Source organism: Rhizobium sp. WYCCWR 11146 (assembly GCF_013591995.1).
Lineage (GTDB): Bacteria > Pseudomonadota > Alphaproteobacteria > Rhizobiales > Rhizobiaceae > Rhizobium > Rhizobium indicum.
Genome location: NZ_JACCEY010000031.1, coordinates 271,820 through 294,079 on the forward strand (window position 1 = coordinate 271,820; position 22,260 = coordinate 294,079).

The window sequence follows — 22,260 nt, forward strand, 5'->3', positions numbered from 1 at the left end:
CGCGCCACAGGGCTTAAATCTCAGCAAACGAAAGGACATCGCCATGACCGAGAAAGCCCGCGTCACGATCCTCTACTGCACCCAGTGTAACTGGCTGCTGCGCGCCAGCTGGATGTCGCAGGAGCTGCTGCATACCTTTTCCGACAGCCTCAGTGAGGTGGCGCTGATCCCCGCCACCGGCGGCAATTTCGAGATCCGCGTCAATGGCGATCTGATCTGGGAGCGCAAGCGCGACGGCGGCTTTCCCGGGCCGAAGGAACTGAAGCAGCGGGTCCGCGACATCGTCGAGCCCGGCCGCGATCTCGGCCATGTCGACCGCGCCTCGCTGGAAAGCTGATCACGACGATCAGCGGTAGGGCGAGCGGCAGGTCTTGTAGATGCCCTCATAGGTGACGAACCGATCGGTCCGCGGATTGTAGGAACGGTATTCGTTGCTGCACCAGGCGGCATGGCTGTTCATGTTGCGCGCCTTCGGCTGCACCCTTTGCACCGGCGGCGGATCATAGGTCAGCTGTGGCCGGCCGGCAGCACCCGGCTGGTAATAAGTCGGCCCGGTCGCGCCGCGTGGACGGTAGTTCGGCTGGACATAGGCGGGACGATGCCATTGCTGCGGCCCAAAACCGAAGCAGCCGCGAAAGTCGCAGAGGGTCGAGCCCGTGTTCAACGGCCCAACCCCCGGCTTGCCCAGCTTCAGCGAATCGGCCCCGGCGATTGCGGGCGCGAGAATGACGAGAAGGCCGGCGAGCAGAAGCGTGCGGGGAGCAAGCATGAGGCATTCCTTTCGATATTTCCTTTATATAGGGCGCACCAGCCGGAGCGCTATGCCCGCCTCGGGCCACTCCCGCCCATGTGATCGGCTGCTTTCTCGCCAACTGTCAGAAAAACTTCAAAAACCCAGTTGACAGTCAGGGGCCACCCCCTTACATCGCTCTCCGTCGCCCAGATGGCGGAATTGGTAGACGCGCCAGCTTCAGGTGCTGGTACCCGAAAGGGTGTGGAGGTTCGAGTCCTCTTCTGGGCACCATCCGTTTATGTCCCCCTTGAAATCGTTATTCATTTAGCATTTCAAGGGGTTGACTGCTCCTCAGTGTCACACAGGAGCGCCCCACAATGGTAATGCGGATCTCCCGACCAATGAAGCGCGCTGGCACGAAGAACGAGCAATTTAAGAAGCGCGTCCCTACCGCTCTTCTGCCCATTTTGCGGGGCAAAAAGCTCTCGATTTACCTTCCCGAAACGACCGCACCGGACAGCGTCACCTACATGGTCACGGTCACGCTAGGCGATATGATCACCTTTTCCCTTGGCGCTCCCGCCTCGCGACTGGCTAAAGTTCGTCATGCCGCAGCCTTAGGCCATGTCGAGGCATTCCTAGATGCAGCGCAGCGCGGGCCTGAAGATCTTTCCCATATGGATATCACCTCTTTGTTGGGCGAGATCCACAAAGCACTCCTTGCCCAGTATGAGGCCGATCCCCCGGCGCGCCATAAGATTGTCGTAGACGATGGGGTCGAGGAGTGGAGCGAGCTTTCCGAGTGGCAGGACATGATCACCGACGCCGAAGAGGGCATTCGAACGCTGACGCCCCAGGGCAGAGCCGCCGCCGTCGCACGTGTTAGGCGCATCGTCGACCTTGACGCTTTCCTGTCCGCCCGCGCCGTGCTGCTGTCAGAGAAGTCTTACCGCGATCTGGTTGAAGGGCTACCGGCGACCTTAAGGCGTGTCGTGGAAACGCTGGGGCAGCGCAGCCACGGAAACTACGCGGCCGACCCCTACGCGGCTCAATATCCCGCGTGGAAAGCTAAAACCGCTCCAGCCCGGCAAAGCGGCACCGAAGAGCATGTTAAGACCTTTGACGACCTCTTCGACCGTTGGAAGGCGGCGGACAAGCGCGCTGCTTCTACGATCTCGACATGGCGCGGCTACGTGGCGCGCTTTAAGCAGTTCGTGGGCCATGACGATCCGCACCGGGTTGAACGTGTCGACGCCCTGCGCTGGAAGGACTCGCTGATAGCCGAGGGACTTAAGAAGATCTCGACAACCTACCTCGCCGCGCTCAACACGCTATATCGCTTCGGTCTCAGAGACAGCGAGACGACCGGTATCAACCGCAATCCCTTCGAAGGCGTGAAGGCACCACAGAAGGCCGTGGCAGGGACAAGGCGTTTGCCTTTCAGTCGTACAGAAATCGCGATAATACTGAACGCCGCACGGAAGGAAAAGCTCGCGCACCTCCGTTGGATACCGTGGCTTCAGGCGCAGACAGGCTCTCGTGTCGCAGAGATAGCGCAGCTTTGGGCAACCATGGTCATCACCGATGATGCTGGTAACCCCTGTCTCAATATCACCACTGCACCAGACGGCGGGTCGCTTAAGAACGAGGGATCAGAGAGGGTCGTACCAATCCACCCGGACCTCATAACAGATGGCTTCCTTGAGTTTGTGAAGACCCGAGGCAAAGGGCCTTTGTTTTATGGAGGCAGTAAGGGAAAGGCGGCAATCCAGCTGCGAGACGACCAGAAGCACCCTTCGAAGGGTGTCAGTAATCGGGTTGGCACTTGGGTACGCGGATTGGGTATCACCGACAAGCGTAAAGGACCGACGCATTCGTTCAGGCATTGGTTTAAGTCGGAGCTTCCTGACCGCTCTGGGTGCAACATCCTATTGGTTAATGCAATTCAAGGCCACTCTGCCGAAGGCGATGCGGCCGGATACTATCACCCGGGAACACCCGAGATGCTTAAGGCTATCTCAAAGCTCGACCTCAAAGGGATGGCCGACAGCGTGCCTAAGGCCGAGCAGCTGACAGACGCATAAAGCGGCGGCAGCATCGCAGAACGCAGCGCGTCATATAGGGAAGGCGCGCTGCGGGTTCAGATCGGAGTAGGCTAAGACCGTTGGCCTTCCGGCGCGTCAGACAATTCTTATTATTATGTCGGACTAACAGCGCTGCAAGGGCGCGCTTGCGCACACTGCGTGAAGTTGTCAAACTATTCGGGAATCATCTGATGAGAGTGTTTCTTGCCCTACTTCCATTACTGCCCTACCGAGACGTTCAGAAGTATCCTGTCGACCAGAACAATTTGGCTCTCATCTTTAACATCCTCCAATGATGCCCTTGAAGGCAAATGGATGACATCTGTCATCGGCGAGGTTGCTTCAGAAGAGGACATCAATAAATCTGAGCGCGACGAACTCACAGGGATGGCTGGACTTATCGACAAGTTCACTGATTGCCTTGGCTTCTGCATGTCAGAAGACGGCGACACCTTAAGCCAATGGCGCGGATACGCTGATGATGGGAGGGGAGTCAGCATTGGCTTCTCCCATGAGTTTCTTACAGCGATCACGAAAAGTAATCGGCTCGTTCGGCTCCAGAAAGTTATTTACAACCTTGATGATCAGAAGCAGCGCGTTCGAGAGATATTCCCAAAGGTGAAGGAATTGATTTCCGAAGGTGCGGTGAGCATTCCAAGGCCCGGCAGTCTGCTGAGCCTTAAAACGGAGGAGCAGCTTCAGGCGGAGCGAGAGCAATATCGATCCAAGAATAGTGAGCTTTTCGGCACCCTTACAACGCTGCAGCCCATCTGGTTTTCGTTCAAGAATCCGGCATTTCGAGAAGAGAACGAGTGGCGGCTGGCGTTGAATATACTACCACCGCATGAAACCGACTATCGCACTGCGAATGGGCGGCTAGTGCCATATCAGACGATAGAATTTCCGGCCGTAGAAGATGGTACAAAAATAATCGAACAACTTATTCTCGGCCCGAAGAACACAACCCCTTTACGCGTTGTCGAAAACTTTCTGCATCGATACGGCTTCGACAATGCAAATCTTTCGGTATCAACAGGTTCCTATCGGTAGCGACCAACCGCCGCTTATCTTTCCAGCTTGCGAAGCACCCTGGCTATAGGAATGGACCAACTGGCAATGTCGCGCGATCCATCATCCCCCATTGCTCTTCTAGGTCTGACATGTCAGCTTCGGCGACAAGGGGTGGTTTTTCTAAACCCCCAAACTGATCGCCTATGAATGTGGCCAATCCCGCCCCACCTTCGTTCGCGAACATCAATCCTACGAAATCAGCAATCCGCTTCGCTTTCCTGATAGCAATGCGCGCGATCACCGATGCTTCAGAGCGGGATAGGCAGATGCTAGCGCTTCAAATTGCGCATCTGAGATACCTTGCTCGATCTCATTCAGCCAACCTTCAAACTCTTCGATGTTTACCGCGCTAAATAGTTTCGTTCCCCACCGCTTGCTTAGGTCAACGGTTCCAGATCTCAGCAATTCGTGCATACTCCGATCCACTACCATGCCGTCAAAATAAGGGGCATAGACGGAAATGTGGTCGACGTCGAAAAAGAAACCACTCAGCCGCGCGTTCGCCTTCTCCTTGTTGGTATATGCCCCTCTCCTCACCTGCTCTCGAAGTTCCGCATATATCCGGGCAGATATTGATTGCGCGGGCATCGCCGCAAAATGTGACGAGGCGAGAAAGCGAAGCGCGGCCTTGACGCGGTCATCAACATTTTCTCCGAGGGCTTTGCAGCTCACCAGACGCTTCACATAGTTCGCATTGATTGGGCCATCGAGCAGAACAGCGTAGTCTCCTTCAGCTATGCGCTGCACGTAGCTCTTGTACGCATCGAGATAACCCAGTGCTGCTTGTGCTAGCTCAAGTTCTATTTGCTCTTCAACTGTTTGAGTGCTAGTTCGCCAAGTGTCGAATGTATCCACCAAGCCAGATATCGAAGCAATTTTCGCTGATCGAAGTTTCTCGACATTGCCATAATAGCCGCCAACCTCGATCCGATAATAGCCCTCCCACTCGTCAATCTCGCGATCAAAAGCGTCTCGTTTGTTAACTGAAAAATCTGGCTCCTTCGCTGTTAGCCACAGTTCTAACGCCTGATCGAACTGGGCTTGAATAATCTCATATGTCGGCGCCACTTCATGGCCGCGAGCAGTCGCTTTAATGAAGTTTATGAGAGCTTCGTAATGCTTCCATTGATGGGTCTCATCCTCGTGGACGTTTGAATACGGGACGACCAGAGCTTGCTTGGCGCAAATTCCTTTAATGCTTTCAGCAATCCTGAGATACCTTTTGTCTTCCGCTTTGAAGACCATGCTGAGAAAGCTTTGATCTAAGTAGAGTTTTGACTTCCTTATGGGAGGAAGCGAGACCCTTTCTGTGTATCGGCATCGCTCACATCCCAGCAAGACGCTGGAACCATACACATCGATATTCCCGAATGTCATTGACCCATGGCATCCAGGACAATCTCTCAGGGGATAGGACACGATGGCCACGGCCAAAACTTTCCAGCACAGAGTTTCTCAACGACCCATTGTCTCGCTGATTTAGCGGCACAAACTGAGGTAATACAAGACAACGGCTTCCACGACTATGTGGAGGGCCGCCACGTGGCAGTCTCCTCTCCGGTGGCAGGGCTAAGTCTGATCAATTCCACTACTCTTGGTTAGGGCAGGGGCGCGAAACTGACGCTGTGTATATTAGCGAAGGGGATAAGAGCGACGCCCTTGATACGTAAGGATCGTTTCCGACAGGATCAATTCCGACACTTTGGAATGTAAGAACGAGACGCAGAGCCGGGACGAGCGCTCAAAACCCTTCCTCTAGAATAAGACCCCCCGCGCGCTTCGCCCATTCGACACCGTGACCCCCCGCGACTTCCGCGTGCCAGCACAACGCTGCTCCTTCGCTGGCCTACCCAGCACGTCACATAGACACCAGCGAGAGCGGCCCGTAGGGACTCACTGAGCCCATCCTATCTTCCGCCGAGCTAGCCCCACCGCCGACGCCACAAACGCGCATCAGCAGTGCACCACGAGTCAGCAAAGCACCATTGGCCAGGAACGGGGGCTGGAGCAAAGCGCGGACGAATAGATTTCCACGGCCTTCGTTCAAGAAGAACTCCGAGGCAGGTCGACCACCCTTAGCTCCTGCGGTTTTGGCCACCGTGGCCAGAACGCCATAACGTCCAAGGTCAGTGGCCGCTGGGGTTCAGGGACCGCGCTCTAGGGGAACAAAACTCGCGCTCTCGATGATAGGCTCCAAAGACAGCAATGATAGCAGTAAGGAATTAACCCTGTGCTCTTGAGCGTAAGGTTCAAACCTGTCTGGTAGAGCAGTAGGGAATAAGGCTAGCGCTCTCGGTGGTAAGCTCCGAAAACACCAGTGATAGAGCAGTAGGGAATAAGACTCCTCCTCTTGAGCGTGATGCCTAAAACACCATTGATAGAGCAGTAGGTAATGGCTCCTTCAATGGCTAGCTTAAAGCCAAGCATGACGCCTAGCCCAGCGCTCTAGCGACAGGGGCTTGTAAGGCAAAGGGGATGAAGGAAGAAACCCTATAGGTATCATCTCCTTCGTTCATAGCCGACAGCCCGAGCATACAGCAGCCGTGCAGATCGACCGACCATAGGGGCAGCTTCGTCGGCATCCGGCGTTAATCCGTGGTCTCCCGCAAGGCCACCAGCGCCCGCATCAAGCCCGCCACAACAATGCCCGAGGCCAAGCCTTCGGCGCAGAAGCTGCGCGCGCCGCGAGCTGACAAAGAGCGGGCCATAAACACCATTTACTCTGGATGCGTGCACGTGGGCGTCAGCTACGTGAGTGCCACAAGAAAGCCCCCGCCCACCATGCCCGACCTACAAGAAGGCTTCCGAGCAATCGAAGAAGCCCCGCATTACGCTATCAATATGCAAACCCGAGTGATCCGCATTGGCACGGGCCGACCGGTCAAGCCCGACGCCAACAGGGTGGTTCAGCTGGCTGTTGACGGCAAGGTGATCAAGCGCCGCGTTACCGCCCTGCGTGCTCGCACCTTCCCGGCCGAACTGCTGGAGGCTGTCACCCTCGAAGGCGAAGAGTGGAGAACACCCGCGCTCTTTCCCGACTATCGGGTGTCAAATCTTTCCCGCGTCTATGCGGTCAAGAAGGCCATCATACTCGCTCCAGGCATCAATTCCGCAGGTATTCCCGGCGTATGCCTCCCCGATCCTGCAGGGCTAGCCGACAGCTTCCCTTGGGTCTCAGTGCGCAACCTCGTGGCTCGTGCTTTCTCTTAAACCCCTACACCCCTACTTCACATAAGGACTAGCCATGTGCGAACCCGTTTCCATGGGCGTATTAACTGCGGGTCTCGGCGTGGCTCAAGCCTTCGGCGGCTACACCCAGCAGCAGCAAGAAGCCGACAACCAGAATAAAATGTACGCCAAAAACGTGGCGAACGCTCAGGCAGCATTTAGCTCCGAGCAGAACGTCTTGCAGCAGCAGGAGGTTCAGAAGAACCAAGCTCAGGCCCAGGACTCCTTCACCATGGACACGGAATATCAGCGCGTCCGGTCGGAGCAGGAGAACAAGTCCGCGTCTGAAGGACAAGCTGGCCTCTCCATAGAAAGCCTCATGGCTGACCTCGACCGGCAGGAAGCTGACCGTCAGGCCGCAAGCACGCAGAACCTCACATGGGACGCGCTGGATAACATGGCCAAGCGTCAGGCGTCAGGTTCAACTTACGTCGACACCGTCAACAAAGTCGCGAAAGCCAAGGGACCATCCTTCGGCAATCTAGCCACCGGGCTTATCGGCGCTGGAATGCAGGGCTTCTCGTCGTTCCAAAGCCTCAAGACCCAGCAGAGCAAGCTAGCCTCTGGTCAATAGCTCCTGAAGCTCACAGGAAGAACCCAAGAAATGACACTCCCTATCCAAGAGACCCACCGTCCCGCTATCGCGGAAGAAGCATGGGCAGTGGTCCCGAGTATCCCGACGCACGAGGCCAGCACCCACGGCCGCATAAGGGTCGCAGCCACAGGCGAGATTGTTGAGCCGTACCTTCACCGCACCGGCTACATCTACATTTTCCTCCGCACGCCCGAAGGTCGACAGCCTCCGAAGCAGGTCCACAGGCTCGTGCTTGAAGCCCACCGTGGGCCGTGCCCCAAAGGGTTCGAAGCTCTCCACCTGAACGACACGCCAACTTGTAACCTTCTCTCCAATCTCATCTGGAATACCAAGAAGATAAACGGCAGGGGCAAGCGCACGGAGGGCCGTATGAGCGCTTTGCGCCTTCGCAGGGCTGAACGCCGGAACATAGAGCGCGCAGACCTTTGCAAGGCCTACCGCAACGGGGCGACGCTGGCCTCCCTCGCTAAGACCTATCGCACCACACGCGAGACAGTGAAGCGCATCCTCATGGAGGAAGGCATCGAGCTACGGGCCTCAGTGCGCACATTCGACCACGACTATATCTTTGCCCTGCACCGCGCAGGTTACAACACCCCGGCGATTGCTGCCGAAGTGGGATGCACCGTGACATGCGCGCACACGGTCTTGCTTGCGGCTGGCGTCACGCTCGACCGCAACACCATCGCCCGCGACCGCTTGAAGGAGTTCCATCTTCAGGGTCTCCGACCGTATGAGATCGCCAAGCGCATGGACTGCGACCCCGATAGCGTTACGCGCATTCTTGAAGAACTCGCCAGAGATGGAGAGATCACCTTTCAGAAGCGCCACGCTCGACCGAAAACAGACCTGGACCGCATCCGCGCACTTTCAGCGGAAGGCAAGAGCAACGCCGAGATCGTCACCCTCACAGGCTATTCAAGCTCGACCGTATGGAAGGCTAACGGCAACGCCAAAACTCGGCAGGTGGCCGAGCGCACTGCCGACATTGTGCAGGAGTTCAGGGAAGGTCGGCACTCTGCCGCGATAGCTGAAGCCCATGGGGTCGATGTTGAGTATGTCTTGCGGGTGGTGCGTAAGGCAGGGCTGAAGGTGCAGCGCGGCGCAATCCGCACATCGTACGGTGCAGCATACGACCCTAAGCGCTAACTAGAGCCACCGTGAAGAAGTCCCGAGATAGAAGGACAAGCACGCGCGCTTAAACCGTGACCGGAAATTTTATTAGCAGTGCGCGGCGCGCGATGTTCGCCGAAGCAAAAATGTCCGGCCTCTTATGATATTAGAATTTCTGAAACTCCCCATCGGCCCTGAGCGACGTTTGATTGTGGGTTCATCGTCCTATTCTCCATCCCTCGTTCCATCCGCCTCCCGCACTGCATCGCCCTCTTCGCTCGCTCGTCGAGACGCTTGGCGCGGGACATGCAGCTTGCCCGTGGCTGGCCTTGTGCGGTCCTTTTGCTGTTACTGGACATTCCGGCCGACAGAGAGACCCGAGGCCAGCCATGGGCGCATTGTGGCTAGCGATAGGCCCGCGCTCTGCGCTCATCCTCGACAGGCCGAAGCGCGGATGCTCCCGCATTGAAGATGACACAGCCACGCCAGCCTCGGCCCTTCACGTTGCGGCCCATGGTCCCCGACCGCCAGCGCGCTGCTTATCCGACGCTCTCCATATAATCGCCGTGGGTCTCCGCATCGATCGCTAAGCACTACCTGTCACTAGGGCAGCATCGTGTGACAGAGCGCAGATGAGAAAGCTGCACCTGTCACATGGATATGGATTGACTTTTGACACCATCACTGTCACAACACTATAGATGCAAGTGACAGTCGCTTGCCAATGGGGGACACCTTCACTCATGACCGCCACCATCATCGGATACGCGCGCACCTCTACAGTTGACCAGAAGGCTGGCTTCGACGCCCAGCTTCGCGACCTCAAAGAGCACGGCTGCACTAAGACCTTCGCTGAGCAAGTCTCATCGGTTGCTGAGCGCGCCGAGCTTGAGCGCTGCCTTGACTACGTTCGCGAGGGCGACACGCTTGTTGTGACCAAGCTGGACCGTCTCGCTCGCTCTATGCACGACCTCATGTCAATCATTGATCGGCTCGACAAGAAGGGCGTATCTCTCCGCATCCTCGCCATGAACCTCGACACTGGCACGCCCACGGGCAAGCTCATGCTAAGCGTGCTGGGCGCGGTCGCTCAGTTCGAACGTGAGATGATGCTTGAACGCCAGCGCGAAGGCGTGGCAAAGGCCAAGGCTGAAGGCAAGTACACGGGACGCCAGCCGACCGCCCAGCGCCAGAGCGACAACGTGCTGAAGCTGAAGGCCTCAGGCAAGACCATGGCCGAGATCATGACCGCCCTTGGTATCAGCGAAAGCAGCTACTGGCGCATCCTTCGCGCTTCGAAGAAGGAGCAAGAGAGCGCATAGCCACTGCCTCTACGCCGTGCAGAGCCGACCACCGGCAGACGTCGGGCCGCTCACGTGGGAACGTTGGGCGGCTTTCGTATGGCCCGCGCCCGTGCTTTCCGCGCGCCTATGCCATTGCGACCCGAGACCGCTTGAAATTCCCTTGAAGTACGCACTCAGCGCATGGCTCAGGCATGAGCAATGCATATATGCGCGACCGTCTGTTTGCGTTTTGTGCTGCAGGGGTTGCGTCGATGGCTATAGCGCGTCTTTGCCCACGGCTGCGAGGGGGCGTCGACGACGCAAGGCCGCATAGCAAAACAGCAGCGCAGCCGCTAAATCGATCCACAGCCACAGTGAGCGCGTGAGGAAGACAGGCAGAAGCGGGTTGAACAGGAGAGCGAGACCCCCAAAGAAGCAAACCTTCCAGTCAACTTGGCTCTTCTCGCTATAGAATTTAAACGCTGCGAGGCACGCTGCTACGGCGACCACAAGGCGCAGCAACATGTAGTACCCGTACGGCAGTGGGAGTGTAGCAAGGCAAAGCATCGCGGCGGCCGCGAAGTAGAGTCGTGATTGCATATCGACCGTCCTAGTTCTGGAGCCTAGCTGCTGGGGATCGCCTGGGGGAATACCCAGTCAAGCCAGCCGGGCGGCTGGACCTAATGTCCAAACCAGTTGAATACCCAGTTTGGCACCCCAAAAGCCAGCGAGTACATCCCCACAATGCAGCTCACCGGCCACAAGGGCGGAATCATGCCGACAACGAACATCCAAAAGCTGCCGATTTGGATGGCAATCCACAGCCAATACAGACCGCCGAGTGGAAACATTAGGCCCACGACGGCCGCTCCCAGCCCAAAGACCAGCCCAAACGCACCCTTCAGAATATCCGCTACGCTTTGCATTGATTCCCGCCCCCGTGAAGTAGTCGATTAGTAGTTGCAAGTGCGGGCCTACGCAATTGCCCTGGCGGGAAGCGAACAGTTTTCTTAACGCCCTGCCATAGGTCAGCATCGGGCTTGCCGGAACATCTTTGCCTTTCGGCCGAAGACTTCGAATGTTTCCAGATAAAGAAAAACCCCAGGTCGACTATGCCGAACCTGAGGCTTGCCTATCGCAGTCCTTGAGAACTAAGTGCGCCCGGTTAGAACGCTCCCCACACCGCTATATTTCCCACTGCCAAGCCGATGCCTCTGGTCCAACAGAACTCAAACCCGAACACTTTCACGTAAACCACGTACCGCCGAACCTCAATTTCACACTGCCCCACGATCTTATGCACTTCACACCTCGCCCTAAGAGATTGCGTTACGCGCTTGTTCAGAAGCGCCACTTTGTGCTACACAAGACTGTCGCACAAAACAAGGACAAAGGCGTGGAAAACACAATAAAATCAATCTCACTATCGCAAATGAGACCCGTCCTCTTCTGGGCACCATTCCATTCTTGATCGCCACCAAGATCAAGGAGTTAAGCCTTTTCAGCTAAGTTGTGCATTGGTGCCTTGTAGCAAAGGCCAGTGACAATGCGCTTAAGGCTTGTTCGCTCAATAGCTCCCAAGAACTCTCCGAAATCCTCATTTCTGGACGCTTATTCCCACCGCTCTTGATAGCCGGCCTCCATTGACTCCCTTACCCCAAAATGTGAACATATAGCGAACACAATGGAGTCTTGCGATGATCCGATACGCCACGTCCGCAGCTAGCAACCCCCAGCCACCAAAGGCACGTGAGGTGTCAACTGCCGAACCACCCGTTGAAATGCCGCGCACCAAGGCGGTCATTGAGGTAGCTTCTGCCGGCGCGGCGCTTGCTGCTTACCCGCTGCTGTCCAGCGGCGAGTCAGATGAGCTCGGCTCCGACACTCTGCAGAAAACCACCAAACCACCACGCCGGGCGGCAACAAAACGTAAGCCTAAGGTCGCCGAGGCTGACGATGCCCCACTCCAGCTCAGTCTAGAGGCTTAGACGCAACGATCCGGCCAAGGATGGCGGCGCGTAGAAAACTCTCACCATTCGGAATCCCGAAATTGGTTGTGGGTCTGAAATCATTGGATGTTTCTCCACAACAACAGCCCGCGAAAGGCGTCGAATTTCGGGATACCGAAGCGGGGGAATTTCGGGATTCCGAAGTGGGATTTTTTCTTCGAGCCGACGCGCCGGGCCTTTGCCGGGGCAATCGGCCGGCGGTATCTGACGTTTTCCTATCAGGATCGGCCGCTTTCTCTTCGGATCAATTGCGCCGCTTGACGCCCTCGTAAAACTGGAAGGACGTGCTTTCGGCCAAACGGAATGTCCCGAACGACAAGCTGTTCCATTGCTCAACGCACGGCCTGCGAAACGCGCGGCCCGTTCCGACACCCCGCAAGCCTCACACAAGAACGAAATCGGATACCGGGGCAAGGATGAACATACGGCCGTTCCGCCGGTAAAGAGCCCGGGCGACTCTCAGGGTGGTCTGGAAACCTGACTAGACACTCTGGAGTTCGCTTGGGATGAAAGTCGTAATTCTCGCCGGTGGCCTTGGCTCTCGTCTTGCCGAGGAGACCAGTATCCGACCCAAGCCTCTGGTCGAAATAGGCGGCATGCCGATCCTCTGGCACATCATGAGCATCTATGCTCATCACGGACTCAATGATTTCATCATCTGCGCCGGCTACAAGGGCTATATGATCAAGGAATATTTCGTAAACCTTGTTCTGCACCACAACGACATCACCGTCGACCTCGCCTCCAACAGCATCAATTATCACGGCGGCACACGACCGAACTGGCGCGTGACCGTGGTCGATACCGGCATGTATTCGATGACCGGCGGCCGCATCGGGCGCGTTCGCGATCATCTGACACCCGGCGAACCGTTCTGCATGACCTATGGCGACGGCGTCGGCGACATCGATATCGCCGCCGAAGTCGCCTTTCATCGCAGCCATGGCCTCAAGGCGACGATGTGCGCGGTAACCCCGCCCGGACGTTACGGCGCCACGAATATCGAGGGGCAGTTCATCACCTCCTTCGTGGAGAAACCGAGGGGCGACGGCCAGCGCATCAACGGCGGCTTCTTCGTGCTCGACCCTTCGGTGGTCGATCTCATCCCGAGCGACGACACGATCTGGGAAGCCGGGCCGCTGGAATGGCTGGCCGCCAACAACCAGCTCGCCGCCTTCAAGCATGACGGTTTCTGGCAGCCGATGGACACGTTGCGCGAGCGCAACCAGCTCGAGGAGCTCTGGAGTTCCGGAAAGGCGCCGTGGAAGCTATGGGCCTGACGGACTTCTGGAATGGCAGGCACGTGTTCCTGACGGGACATACGGGGTTCAAGGGATCCTGGCTGTCGTTGTGGCTGGAAAAGCTCGGTGCGGAAGTGACGGCGGTCTCGCTCGAACCCGAGACCAATCCCTCACTCTATGGGCGGCTTGCGCCCTGGAACGGGCAGAGCCATCACATTGCCGACATCCGCGAAGCGGCGACGTTCAAGCAGCATTTCATCGATTTCGAGCCTGAAATCGTCATCCACATGGCAGCGCAGGCGCTGGTGCGGCGCTCCTATGAAAACCCGACCGAAACCTTCGCGACCAATGTGATGGGAACGGCGAACGTGCTGGACGCGGTGCGGGAAACGCCCTCGGCCAAGACGGTTCTCGTCGTCACCTCTGACAAGGTCTATGCCAACATCGGCAGCGGTGTTCCCTTCGTCGAGACGGATACACTCGGCGGCAAGGACCCCTATTCCAACTCCAAGGCCTGCACCGAACTCGTCGTCCAGAGCTACCGCGACAGCTTCTTCAAGGGGCGCGACATCAGCGTTGCGACGGTGCGCGCCGGCAATGTCATTGGCGGCGGCGACTGGTCGAAGGACCGGCTGATCCCGGACTTCATCCGCGCCTTCGAAAGCGGTCAGCCGATCCTGCTGCGTTATCCCGAAGCGATCCGCCCCTGGCAGCATGTGCTGGAGCCGCTCGGCGGCTATCTCGCCTTCGCCGAGGCCCTGGCGCTTGCCGGTGAAAAGGAACTGCCCGAAGCGCTCAATTTCGGCCCCGATCCGCAGAGCTTCGCGACGGTCTCCGAACTTGCGGAAGCGCTCGGACGCGCTCATCGCGTCGAAGACGTGTGGCGGCTTGCGCCGGGCGAACATCTGCCCGAAGCGCCGGCGCTGACGCTGAGCTCCGCTCTGGCGCTCGACACCATCGGCTGGCGTCCGCGCCTCAGCCTGCAACAGACTATCGACTGGACAGCCGCTTGGTACAAGGCCAATCGCGAGGGAGCCGACATGCGCGCCTTCTCGCTCGGGCAGATCGCGGCTTATGAGGAAACAGTATCATGACAACGCATAATTGCCGGTTTTGCGATGCTCCGCTGAAACATCGTTTCGTCGATCTGGGCTCGATGCCGCTCGCCAATGCCTATCTGACGGAGGAGCAGCTCAAACTACCCGAGCCATCCTATCCGCTGCGCGCCTTCGTCTGTACGGAATGCTGGCTGGTGCAGGCCGATGCCTTCGTTCCGCCGAAGGATATCTTCAGCCACTATGCCTATTTCTCCTCCTACAGCGACGGCTGGGTGGAGCATGCCCGCCAGTTTACCATCATGGCGCGCAAGCGCTTCGGCCTCAGCGAGACATCGCAGGTGATCGAGGTGGCGAGCAATGACGGCTACCTCCTCAAGCATTTCGTCGAAGCCGGCGTACCGGTGCTCGGCATCGAGCCGGCCGAGAACGTTGCGGAAGTGGCACGGCAGATCGGCGTTCCCACGGAAGCGCGCTTCTTCGGCGGGGAAACGGCCGCCGATCTCGTCTCCCGCGGCCTTGCCGCCGACATTGTCATCGGCAACAACGTGCTGGCGCACGTGCCTGACATCAATGACTTCGTCGGCGGGCTTTCGACCTTACTGAAGCCGGACGGCGTCGTCAGCGTCGAATTCCCGCACCTGCTGCGGCTGATGGAAAACATCCAGTTCGACACTGTCTACCACGAGCATTTCTGTTATCTGTCGCTACTCGCCGTCGAAAAGGTGTTCGCGGCGCACGGCCTCAAGGTGTTCGACGTGGAGGAACTGCCGACCCATGGCGGGAGTCTCCGCGTGCTTGCCTGCCGTGCAACGTCCACGGCTCACGCAACCGGCCACGGACTTGCCAAGGTGCGCGCCGATGAGGCGGCCGCCGGCTTCGACAAGGTCGAGATCTACGAGGCCTTCCAGAACCGCGTGGCGCCGATCAAGGATGGCCTGCTCGCCTTCCTCGAACTAGCCAAACGCAACGGCAAGAAGGTCGCCGCCTATGGCGCTGCCGCCAAGGGCAACACGCTGCTGAATTTCTGCGGCGTCGGCACCGACCTCATCGAATATGTCGTCGACCGCAATCCGCACAAGCAGGGGCATTTCCTGCCGGGCAGCAAGCTGCCGATCTACGCGCCGGAGAAGATGGACGAGACGCAGCCGGATTACGTGCTCATCCTGCCCTGGAACATCAAGAACGAGGTCGTTGCGGCCAACAACAGGATCGGCGCCTGGGGCGGACGCTTCGCCGTTGCCGTGCCGGAACTGACGGTGCTCGGATGAAATTCCTTCCGACTGCGGTTTCGGGTGCCTTTGTCGTGGAAGTCGACGCGCGCTCCGACGACCGGGGAATGTTCGCACGAACCTTCGACGCTCAGAGCTTTGCGGCGCAAGGTCTCATGCCCGTCTACCCGCAGTGCAATGTCTCGCAGAACCACAAGCGCGGCACGCTGCGCGGCATGCACTACCAAGCCCAACCGCGGCCGGAGGTGAAGCTGGTGCGCGCCACGCGCGGCAGGGTCTTCGACGTGGCGCTCGATCTGAGGCCGGATTCGCCGAGCTATCTCAAATGGGCCTCCGTCGAGCTCGATGCCATCAGTCACAACGCCTTCTACATACCTGCCGGATGCGCACACGGCTTCCTGACGCTCGAGGATGATTGCGAACTCTTTTACCAGATGTCGGAAGCATACGTACCGGAGCTTGCCCGTGGCGTCCGCTGGGACGATCCCGCCTTTTCCATCGCCTGGCCGTTCACGCCGAGCATCATCAGCGAGCGCGACGCCACGCTTGACAGCTACGACCAGGAGACAAGCCTTTGAGCGGTATCAAACTCAGCATCTGCATCCCGACCTATAACCGCGAAGCCCATCTCAGAAACGCGCTGACCTACTGCGAGAACGACTACAAGTTCGACTTTCCCTTCGAGATCGTCATCTGCGACAATGCCTCCACGGACGGCACGCAGCAGGTGGTCGAGGAATTCATCGCCCGCGGGCTGCCGATCCGCTACTGCAAGCGCGAAACCAATGCCGGCGCCCAGGCAAACGTCACGAGCGCTCTGCGCCTCGGCAAGGGCGAATACCTCATCTATCTCGCCGACGATGACATCCTGATTGCCGATGCGGTGGCCGACACCATCAGATATCTCGACAACAATCAGGAGGTGACCTGCGCCCATGCGCCGTGGTTCTTCTACGACGAAGTTGCCAAAACCGACATCAGGAAGTTCTACAATGTTGAAGAGGACCGAAAGTTTCCGCACGGAAGTTTCGGCGACGTCTTCCAGTATATCTGCGAAGGCCACATCTTTCCGGAAATCGCGATCTATCGCTCGTCAGCCCTGCGGTCGGCCTGGATTCCGAGAGAATTCTGCTTCTACCCGTTCCCGTTCCTTGCGCATTTCCTCGATCAGGGCGCGGTCACCTTCCTGCAGCGGCCGTTCTACCGCTCCATCGTCAATTCGGCGATCACCCGCGACCGCCCGCAAGAAGGCACCAACGACGTCATGACGAGCTGGGATCGCTATCGCGGCGGGCTTGAATATTTTCTCTATATGGCCGTCAGGCGCGGGGCGTTGTCCCTCACGCCCGAGACGCGTCTCAAATATGAGGAGATGTGCAAGATCTTCACGCTCAATCGCATGGCGGTCGCCTGCCGCTTGTGGGCGGAGAGCAAGAACTTCATCAAGGCCTATGAGCTCTATACCCGCATCATGTGGGGCGGGATGCTCGACCACCCGGAAATTCGCAGTTTCCGTGAAAGGCTGCCCCTGATGGTCGCCATCCAGACGCTGGTGAGCGAAGTGAATTCAGCAATCGGCATCGATACGCTGCTTCTCGGCGGTTTCCCGGAAATCACCGCGCTCGAAGGCCTGATGCGCGAACTCGGCCTCAGCGAAAAGGTGAAGGTGACGGTGAAACTCAACGACAGCCCGCTGGAAAGCACCGCCGTCTTCATCAGCGCCGACAGCGACCGGGAATATTTCGTAGCACTCGGCTACCTGCCCAATCTCGTGTTCCACCAGCACGATGTCGCCCGGCACATCATCATGTGAACCTCGCGGCAGTTTCAAAAACTAGCATCGTCGCAGGCGCCTGCGTCTTGATTTCAATTCAACAGAAATTAGCGGCATGACAAACAGGATCTTCTACACCAAGCCTTCGATCACCCAGCTCGAAACGGATTATGCGGCCGATGCCGCCGCCACCGGCTGGGGCGCGCGCTGCTACGACTATCTCAACCGCTTCGAACGCGAATTCAAAACCTATCTCGGCAGCGGCTTTGCGATCGCGACCTCGAGTTGCACCGGCGCCATGCACATGGGGCTTGCAGCGCTCGGCGTCGGCACCGGCGATGAAGTGATCCTCGCCGATACGAACTGGGTTGCGACCGTTTCCCCTATTGTCCACCTCGGGGCAATACCCGTTTTCGTCGATGTTCTCGCCGATACGTGGTGCATTGATCCCGAGGAGGTCGAGCGCCATATCACGCCGAAGACCAAGGCCATTATCGCCACGCATCTCTACGGCAATCTCTGCGACATGGACGCGCTGCTGGAAATCGGCAAGCGGACGGGCATTCCGGTGATCGAAGACGCGGCCGAAGCGGTCGGCTCCGTCTGGCACGGTCGCCGCGCCGGCTCGATGGGTGCCTTCGGCACCTTCTCCTTCCACGGCACCAAGACGATGACGACAGGCGAAGGCGGCATGTTCGTCACCAATGACGCGGCACTCTACGAAAAGGTGCTGACGCTCAGCAATCACGGCCGGGCTCGCGGACAGACAAAGCAGTTCTGGCCAGATGCGGTCGGCTTCAAATACAAGATGTCCAACATCCAGGCGGCCATCGGATGCGCCCAACTCGAGCGCATCGAGGAACTCGTCAACCGCAAGCGCGAAATTCTGGCCTCCTACATGACCCGGCTTTCGGCCCTGCCCGGCATCACGATGAACCCGGAATACACCGGCACGATCAACGGCGCTTGGATGCCGACCGCCGTCTTCCATCCGTCGACGGGCATTACCCGCGAGATGATGCAGCAGACCTTCGAGACCGCCAATATCGACGCGCGCGTCTTCTTCTATCCCCTCTCCAGCCTCTCCATGTTCGAAGATCGGCCCGAGAACGTGAACGCCTGGAGCATCCCGGGCCGCGCGATCAACCTGCCGAGCTATCACGACATGAGTGAAGCCGATATCGACCGGGTAGCGGCAACGCTGCTCGATATGGCGGCCGGGCGGATCTACCACAACAGCACGGCATTGCGGCAGTCGGTCTAAGACAGCCCTACAGCGAAGGACAAAGAACAGTCATGACCACGAAGGACGATCGTCTCGAATTCGAAGCCCACAAGCGGGAAATGTCGCTTGCACTCGGCAAGGACGACGCAAGTTTCCAACAATCGCTGAACACGCTGATCGGGCTCGACAAGTTCGACTATTTCTATCTCTGGTCATGGATGGGCGTGCCGATCATCCAGCTTCCGGTCGATATCCTGGCGACCCAGGAAGTCATCTGGGCGACCAAGCCCGATGTCATCATCGAAACCGGCATTGCGCGCGGCGGCTCGCTGATCTTCATGGCGTCGATCCTCGCCGCCATGGGCAACGACAAGGCCAAGGTTGTCGGCGTCGACATCGACATCCGCGCCCATAATCGCGAGTCGATCGAATCCCATCCGATGTCGAGCCGGATTAAGATGATCCAGGGCGGTTCCGTCGACGACGACGTGCTTGCCGCCGTGAAGGCCGAGATCCCGCCGGGCGCCCGCGTGATGGTGGTGCTCGACAGCGACCATTCCTACGAGCATGTTCTGGCGGAATGCCGCGCCTACGGTCCGCTGGTGACGGAAGGCTGCTACCTCGTCGTCGCCGACACGCTCATCGGCCACCTGACGGAGGAACAGGCCTTCACAAAGCGCTCCAAGGTCTGGCTGCGCGGCAACGAACCACTGAAGGCCGTCACCGATTATCTGGCGGAAACCGACCGCTTCGAAGTCGATCCGGTTCTGAACGGCAAGCTCGTGTTGTCTTCCTCGCCGGGCGGCTACTGCATCTGCCGCAAGGCGTGAGCGGAATCAGGGATAGTCGTTCATGGCGCAGGTCGATATCGTCAGCCTCAAGGACAATGCGGATCCGGCCAGACGGCTCCGACTTCCGATCAGGGACGATAGCGGCAGGCACGTCGGCGACCTGCAATGCATCGACAGGTCGATGCTTGCCGAACCCGGCCTGATCGACGACCTGACGACGTGGCGCAACCAGTCGATGCCGTTTTTCCTCACCCAGTTTAGCGCCACCGAGGAACGCACACGGCGGTGGCTCGAAACCATCTCACTGCCCGTCGCCGACCGAATCCTATTCGTCATTTGCGATCCAGGCGGAAACCGGTTCGGCAATTTCGGCATCTGTAACATCCGGCCCGGCTCGGCCGAATTCGACAACGTCATCCGCGGCCGGACGAGCGATACTCGCAACCTGATGTTCCATTGCGGCATGGCACTGCTGGAGTGGATGTTTTCCGGACTTGGGGTCGAAACCGCCGAGCTGCACGTCTTCTCCCACAATGAAAAAGCGATCGGCCTTTACAAGCGGCTGGGCTTTGCGGCGGCCGAAAGCCTGCCGCTGCGGCGCACGGAAGAAGAGGGCATGATCAAATATTCGATCGTCGATCGATCGGAAGCGAATGCCGGCTTCGACTATCTGAGGATGAAGCTTCCGATCGAACGTTTCCGGCGGGCGCATCCATCGGCTTTACTGACCGCCTGAAGCCCCTCACCGCACCGGCTGATAGTGGCCGCGGAGCGGCACCTTGTCGTCCATCGAGATGAAGCCGTCGCGTTCGCAGACATACATCAGCGTCGGCATGCCCCCCGAACGGAAGATCTCGTCATAACGACGGCGGACCTGGACGGTTTCGGTGCGGCAATTGTAGGATTCCTCCTCCTTCTTGTCCGGCTGCGCCTTGACGCCGGGAAGACCCCTATAGGGATAGAGGGGTTGAACGCCAGAATCGACCGATTTCGTCCAGTCGACGGCAAGGGCGGACGAGGGCGTAAGGCCGGACACGGCAACGAGCAATATGGGAAGCATCATCACAAGCCGCATGGCAACTCTCCTGCCGGCGTTGGTGGCCGCTCTGACGATGTAGGAAAGCTCAGCATCGTCATCAAGCTGCCGCAGCAGGCGACTTCCTGAAATAACTTCTGATGACGGGATGGCCGAAGAGGCCGGCAAGGATCGCAAAGCCAGCGCCGACGACAAAACCGGCCAGAAAACCGCCGATGATGCCGGCGACCAGCAGGATTTTCTTTCCCGGACCGTCGGCCTTGACCGGCGGCTCGGCCGGCGAGATGACGCGAATGTTACTCTGGTTGAGGTTCTGCTCCTCGCTCGTCTGGCTGGAGCGCTTCAGCACCGTCTCGTAAATATCGCGCGCCGCAGTCGCCTTGCGCTGCAATTCGTTCAATTCCACCTGCTTGTCCGACGAACTCGCGTGCAGCGCCTTCTGCACGGCAAGCTCCTTGGCGACGCTGTCCTCGGCGGCCTTGGCCTGCTCGTATTCGCCCCTTGCCGAGGTGGCGAGACGCTGCAATTCGCCCTTGATTTCGACTGATATGCTCTGCAGCGACGAGCGGGCCGCCTGCAGGCGCGGATGACGCGTGCCCATCTGGCTTTCGAGGCTGCCGACGGCGGCGGCCTGGGTGGCATATTGCTGACGCAGGCTGACGAGCGGCGAGGTGACGCCGCCCTCCGTCTGGTTGCCGGCGACGATGTCCTCGACGCGGAGATTGGCGACGGCATCGGCGCGCGCCTTTGCCTGGATGGTCTTTTCCTGAGCCGTCACCAGCAGCGTGTTCAGCGAGACGAGCCGCTGATCGGAGATCAGGTTGCCTTCGGTCGCGGCCATGTCGTTGTCGGCGCGGAAGGTTTCGACGGCCTGCTCGGCCTCCAGCACCTTCTGGCGCAGGTCGTTAAGGCGTCCATCGAGCGTCGACGAGGTGTTTTCGTAGATGCCGTTCGAGGCGCTGTTCTCTTCCTCGGTGAAGGAAGTGACGACCTGATTGGCAAGCCTTGCGGATTTTTCGGGATCGTTGGTCGTGGCAGCAAGCGAGACGACATAGGTACTGGCCTCGCGGGTGATGACCAGCGCCTTCTGCAGAGTGCCGATCACGGCAGCGCCATCCGTCCGGCCGCCGGTGAATTCGGGGTCCTGGTCGAGCTTCATGGCCTCGGCGACGCGCCGCAGCACATTGCCCGAGGTGAGGATCTGTACCTGGCTGTCGATCAGCGCCGAGATCATTTCCGGCGAGGGACCCGAAGATTGCGCGCCGGCATCGGCAAGGCCGATCTGGCGCGGATCGAAATAGAGGCTGCTGACGGCGGTGAACTTCTGGGCAATCAGCGGCGCCACCGCTCCGCCGGTGAGGGCTCCGAGAAGCGCCAGGCCAAACACGATCAGCCGCCGGCTCCAGATCGCGGCGATACTCGAGCGGAGGTCGAGAAGCGGTGCGGCAGGCGCGGGCTCTGCATTCGGCGGCGCGTCGACGACAGGCTGTCTTGGAGGAGGAGCCGCCGGACGCTCATATTGGCGGGTTTCCGCAATGTTTGCCGGCGGCACGAAGGGGGGCGGGGCGGGTTCGGGCGATGGCCGGACGAAATCATCCGGGCGGACGACGGGACTGCGCACGCGCACGCCTTCCGGTGCAGTCTGAGATGGCTCAAAACTGCGCCAGCCAGGGAGCCGGCTTACCCTGTTCCTGTCATACTGGTTCATACGCGCACTCGTGTCCCGCCCAGCGTGAAAGACTGAAGCCGAGGTGCCGATACTTTAGAAATTCTTAGCTAACGGACAGTTA

Annotated in this window: 22 protein-coding genes and 1 tRNA gene; 17 read left to right on the top strand and 6 right to left on the bottom strand. The window is 58.8% G+C overall.

Features of this window, described 5'->3' with window-relative positions; translation table 11 throughout:
• Positions 1-43 precede the first annotated feature (43 nt).
• Positions 44-337: a SelT/SelW/SelH family protein gene (locus HX899_RS25720; RefSeq protein WP_181293708.1), complete on the top strand. Its 294-nt coding sequence runs from the start codon at positions 44-46 to the stop codon at positions 335-337.
• Positions 338-346: 9 nt separating this feature from the next.
• Here HX899_RS25720 and HX899_RS25725 read toward each other — a convergent pair whose 3' ends face one another.
• On the bottom strand, positions 347-769 hold the full coding sequence (locus HX899_RS25725; protein ID WP_181293709.1) for a BA14K family protein: 423 nt from the start codon (positions 767-769) through the stop codon (positions 347-349).
• Between the two features lie 168 nt (positions 770-937).
• Between HX899_RS25725 and HX899_RS25730 the strand changes: the two genes are divergently transcribed.
• From HX899_RS25730 to HX899_RS25740, 3 genes are all read left to right on the top strand, one after another.
• Positions 938-1,024, top strand: a tRNA-Leu gene (locus tag HX899_RS25730).
• Positions 1,025-1,110: 86 nt separating this feature from the next.
• The gene (locus tag HX899_RS25735) at positions 1,111-2,817 is read left to right on the top strand and encodes a hypothetical protein (protein ID WP_181293710.1); all 1,707 of its coding nucleotides are present in this window, start codon (positions 1,111-1,113) and stop codon (positions 2,815-2,817) included.
• Between the two features lie 315 nt (positions 2,818-3,132).
• Positions 3,133-3,867, top strand: a complete 735-nt coding sequence (locus HX899_RS25740) for a DUF2971 domain-containing protein (protein ID WP_181293711.1) — start codon at positions 3,133-3,135, stop codon at positions 3,865-3,867.
• Positions 3,868-4,125: 258 nt separating this feature from the next.
• Here HX899_RS25740 and HX899_RS25745 read toward each other — a convergent pair whose 3' ends face one another.
• On the bottom strand, positions 4,126-5,265 hold the full coding sequence (locus HX899_RS25745) for a hypothetical protein (protein WP_181293712.1): 1,140 nt from the start codon (positions 5,263-5,265) through the stop codon (positions 4,126-4,128).
• A gap of 1,218 nt (positions 5,266-6,483) precedes the next feature.
• On the opposite strand from HX899_RS25745, the gene HX899_RS25750 reads away from it, so the two are divergent.
• The 4 genes from HX899_RS25750 to HX899_RS25765 all read left to right on the top strand — a co-directional run bounded on the left by HX899_RS25750 (position 6,484) and on the right by HX899_RS25765 (position 10,146).
• Positions 6,484-7,098, top strand: coding sequence for a hypothetical protein (locus tag HX899_RS25750; RefSeq protein ID WP_181293713.1), 615 nt, complete (start codon positions 6,484-6,486; stop codon positions 7,096-7,098).
• 34 nt (positions 7,099-7,132) lie between these two features.
• On the top strand, positions 7,133-7,690 hold the full coding sequence (locus tag HX899_RS25755) for a hypothetical protein (protein WP_181293714.1): 558 nt from the start codon (positions 7,133-7,135) through the stop codon (positions 7,688-7,690).
• A 30-nt stretch (positions 7,691-7,720) separates the two neighbouring features.
• Positions 7,721-8,860, top strand: coding sequence for an HNH endonuclease signature motif containing protein (locus HX899_RS25760; RefSeq protein WP_181293715.1), 1,140 nt, complete (start codon positions 7,721-7,723; stop codon positions 8,858-8,860).
• 707 nt (positions 8,861-9,567) lie between these two features.
• Entirely contained in the window at positions 9,568-10,146 is a 579-nt protein-coding gene (locus HX899_RS25765; RefSeq protein WP_181293716.1) for a recombinase family protein, read from the top strand.
• A 237-nt stretch (positions 10,147-10,383) separates the two neighbouring features.
• Here the strand turns inward: HX899_RS25765 and HX899_RS35690 are convergent, their stop codons facing one another.
• On the bottom strand, positions 10,384-10,707 hold the full coding sequence (locus HX899_RS35690) for a DUF6804 family protein (protein ID WP_407073935.1): 324 nt from the start codon (positions 10,705-10,707) through the stop codon (positions 10,384-10,386).
• Positions 10,708-10,787: 80 nt separating this feature from the next.
• Complete coding sequence (locus tag HX899_RS25770; RefSeq protein ID WP_130712886.1) at positions 10,788-11,033, bottom strand: maltose ABC transporter permease; 246 nt, start codon at positions 11,031-11,033, stop codon at positions 10,788-10,790.
• A gap of 771 nt (positions 11,034-11,804) precedes the next feature.
• Between HX899_RS25770 and HX899_RS35600 the strand changes: the two genes are divergently transcribed.
• The 9 genes from HX899_RS35600 to HX899_RS25810 all read left to right on the top strand — a co-directional run bounded on the left by HX899_RS35600 (position 11,805) and on the right by HX899_RS25810 (position 20,170).
• Positions 11,805-12,095: a poly(hydroxyalkanoate) granule-associated protein gene (locus tag HX899_RS35600; RefSeq protein ID WP_348647927.1), complete on the top strand. Its 291-nt coding sequence runs from the start codon at positions 11,805-11,807 to the stop codon at positions 12,093-12,095.
• Between the two features lie 527 nt (positions 12,096-12,622).
• A complete protein-coding gene (gene rfbF / locus HX899_RS25775; RefSeq protein ID WP_171599892.1) occupies positions 12,623-13,396 on the top strand; it encodes a glucose-1-phosphate cytidylyltransferase in 774 nt (257 codons plus the stop codon).
• Positions 13,387-14,451 carry a CDP-glucose 4,6-dehydratase gene (rfbG, locus tag HX899_RS25780; RefSeq protein WP_181293783.1) on the top strand — a complete coding sequence of 355 codons (1,065 nt, stop codon included), beginning with the start codon at positions 13,387-13,389 and terminating at the stop codon, positions 14,449-14,451. Before rfbF ends, rfbG begins: the two co-directional genes overlap by 10 nt.
• On the top strand, positions 14,448-15,683 hold the full coding sequence (locus tag HX899_RS25785; protein ID WP_181293717.1) for a class I SAM-dependent methyltransferase: 1,236 nt from the start codon (positions 14,448-14,450) through the stop codon (positions 15,681-15,683). The genes rfbG and HX899_RS25785 overlap by 4 nt, the downstream gene beginning before the upstream one ends.
• Positions 15,680-16,222 (top strand): dTDP-4-dehydrorhamnose 3,5-epimerase, encoded by a 543-nt coding sequence (gene rfbC, locus HX899_RS25790; RefSeq protein ID WP_181293718.1) that lies wholly within the window; start codon positions 15,680-15,682, stop codon positions 16,220-16,222. The genes HX899_RS25785 and rfbC overlap by 4 nt, the downstream gene beginning before the upstream one ends.
• Positions 16,219-17,457 carry a glycosyltransferase family A protein gene (locus tag HX899_RS25795; protein WP_181293719.1) on the top strand — a complete coding sequence of 413 codons (1,239 nt, stop codon included), beginning with the start codon at positions 16,219-16,221 and terminating at the stop codon, positions 17,455-17,457. Before rfbC ends, HX899_RS25795 begins: the two co-directional genes overlap by 4 nt.
• A 76-nt stretch (positions 17,458-17,533) precedes the next feature.
• The gene (locus HX899_RS25800) at positions 17,534-18,682 is read left to right on the top strand and encodes a DegT/DnrJ/EryC1/StrS family aminotransferase (RefSeq protein ID WP_181293720.1); all 1,149 of its coding nucleotides are present in this window, start codon (positions 17,534-17,536) and stop codon (positions 18,680-18,682) included.
• Between the two features lie 32 nt (positions 18,683-18,714).
• Positions 18,715-19,473, top strand: a complete 759-nt coding sequence (locus tag HX899_RS25805) for a cephalosporin hydroxylase family protein (RefSeq protein ID WP_171599896.1) — start codon at positions 18,715-18,717, stop codon at positions 19,471-19,473.
• Between the two features lie 22 nt (positions 19,474-19,495).
• Positions 19,496-20,170, top strand: a complete 675-nt coding sequence (locus tag HX899_RS25810; RefSeq protein ID WP_181293721.1) for a GNAT family N-acetyltransferase — start codon at positions 19,496-19,498, stop codon at positions 20,168-20,170.
• Between the two features lie 6 nt (positions 20,171-20,176).
• Here HX899_RS25810 and HX899_RS25815 read toward each other — a convergent pair whose 3' ends face one another.
• Together HX899_RS25815 and HX899_RS25820 are read right to left on the bottom strand one after the other, a co-directional pair.
• Positions 20,177-20,509: a hypothetical protein gene (locus HX899_RS25815; protein ID WP_138388446.1), complete on the bottom strand. Its 333-nt coding sequence runs from the start codon at positions 20,507-20,509 to the stop codon at positions 20,177-20,179.
• Between the two features lie 61 nt (positions 20,510-20,570).
• Entirely contained in the window at positions 20,571-22,178 is a 1,608-nt protein-coding gene (locus HX899_RS25820; RefSeq protein WP_181293722.1) for a GumC family protein, read from the bottom strand.
• Between the last annotated feature and the right edge of the window lie 82 nt (positions 22,179-22,260).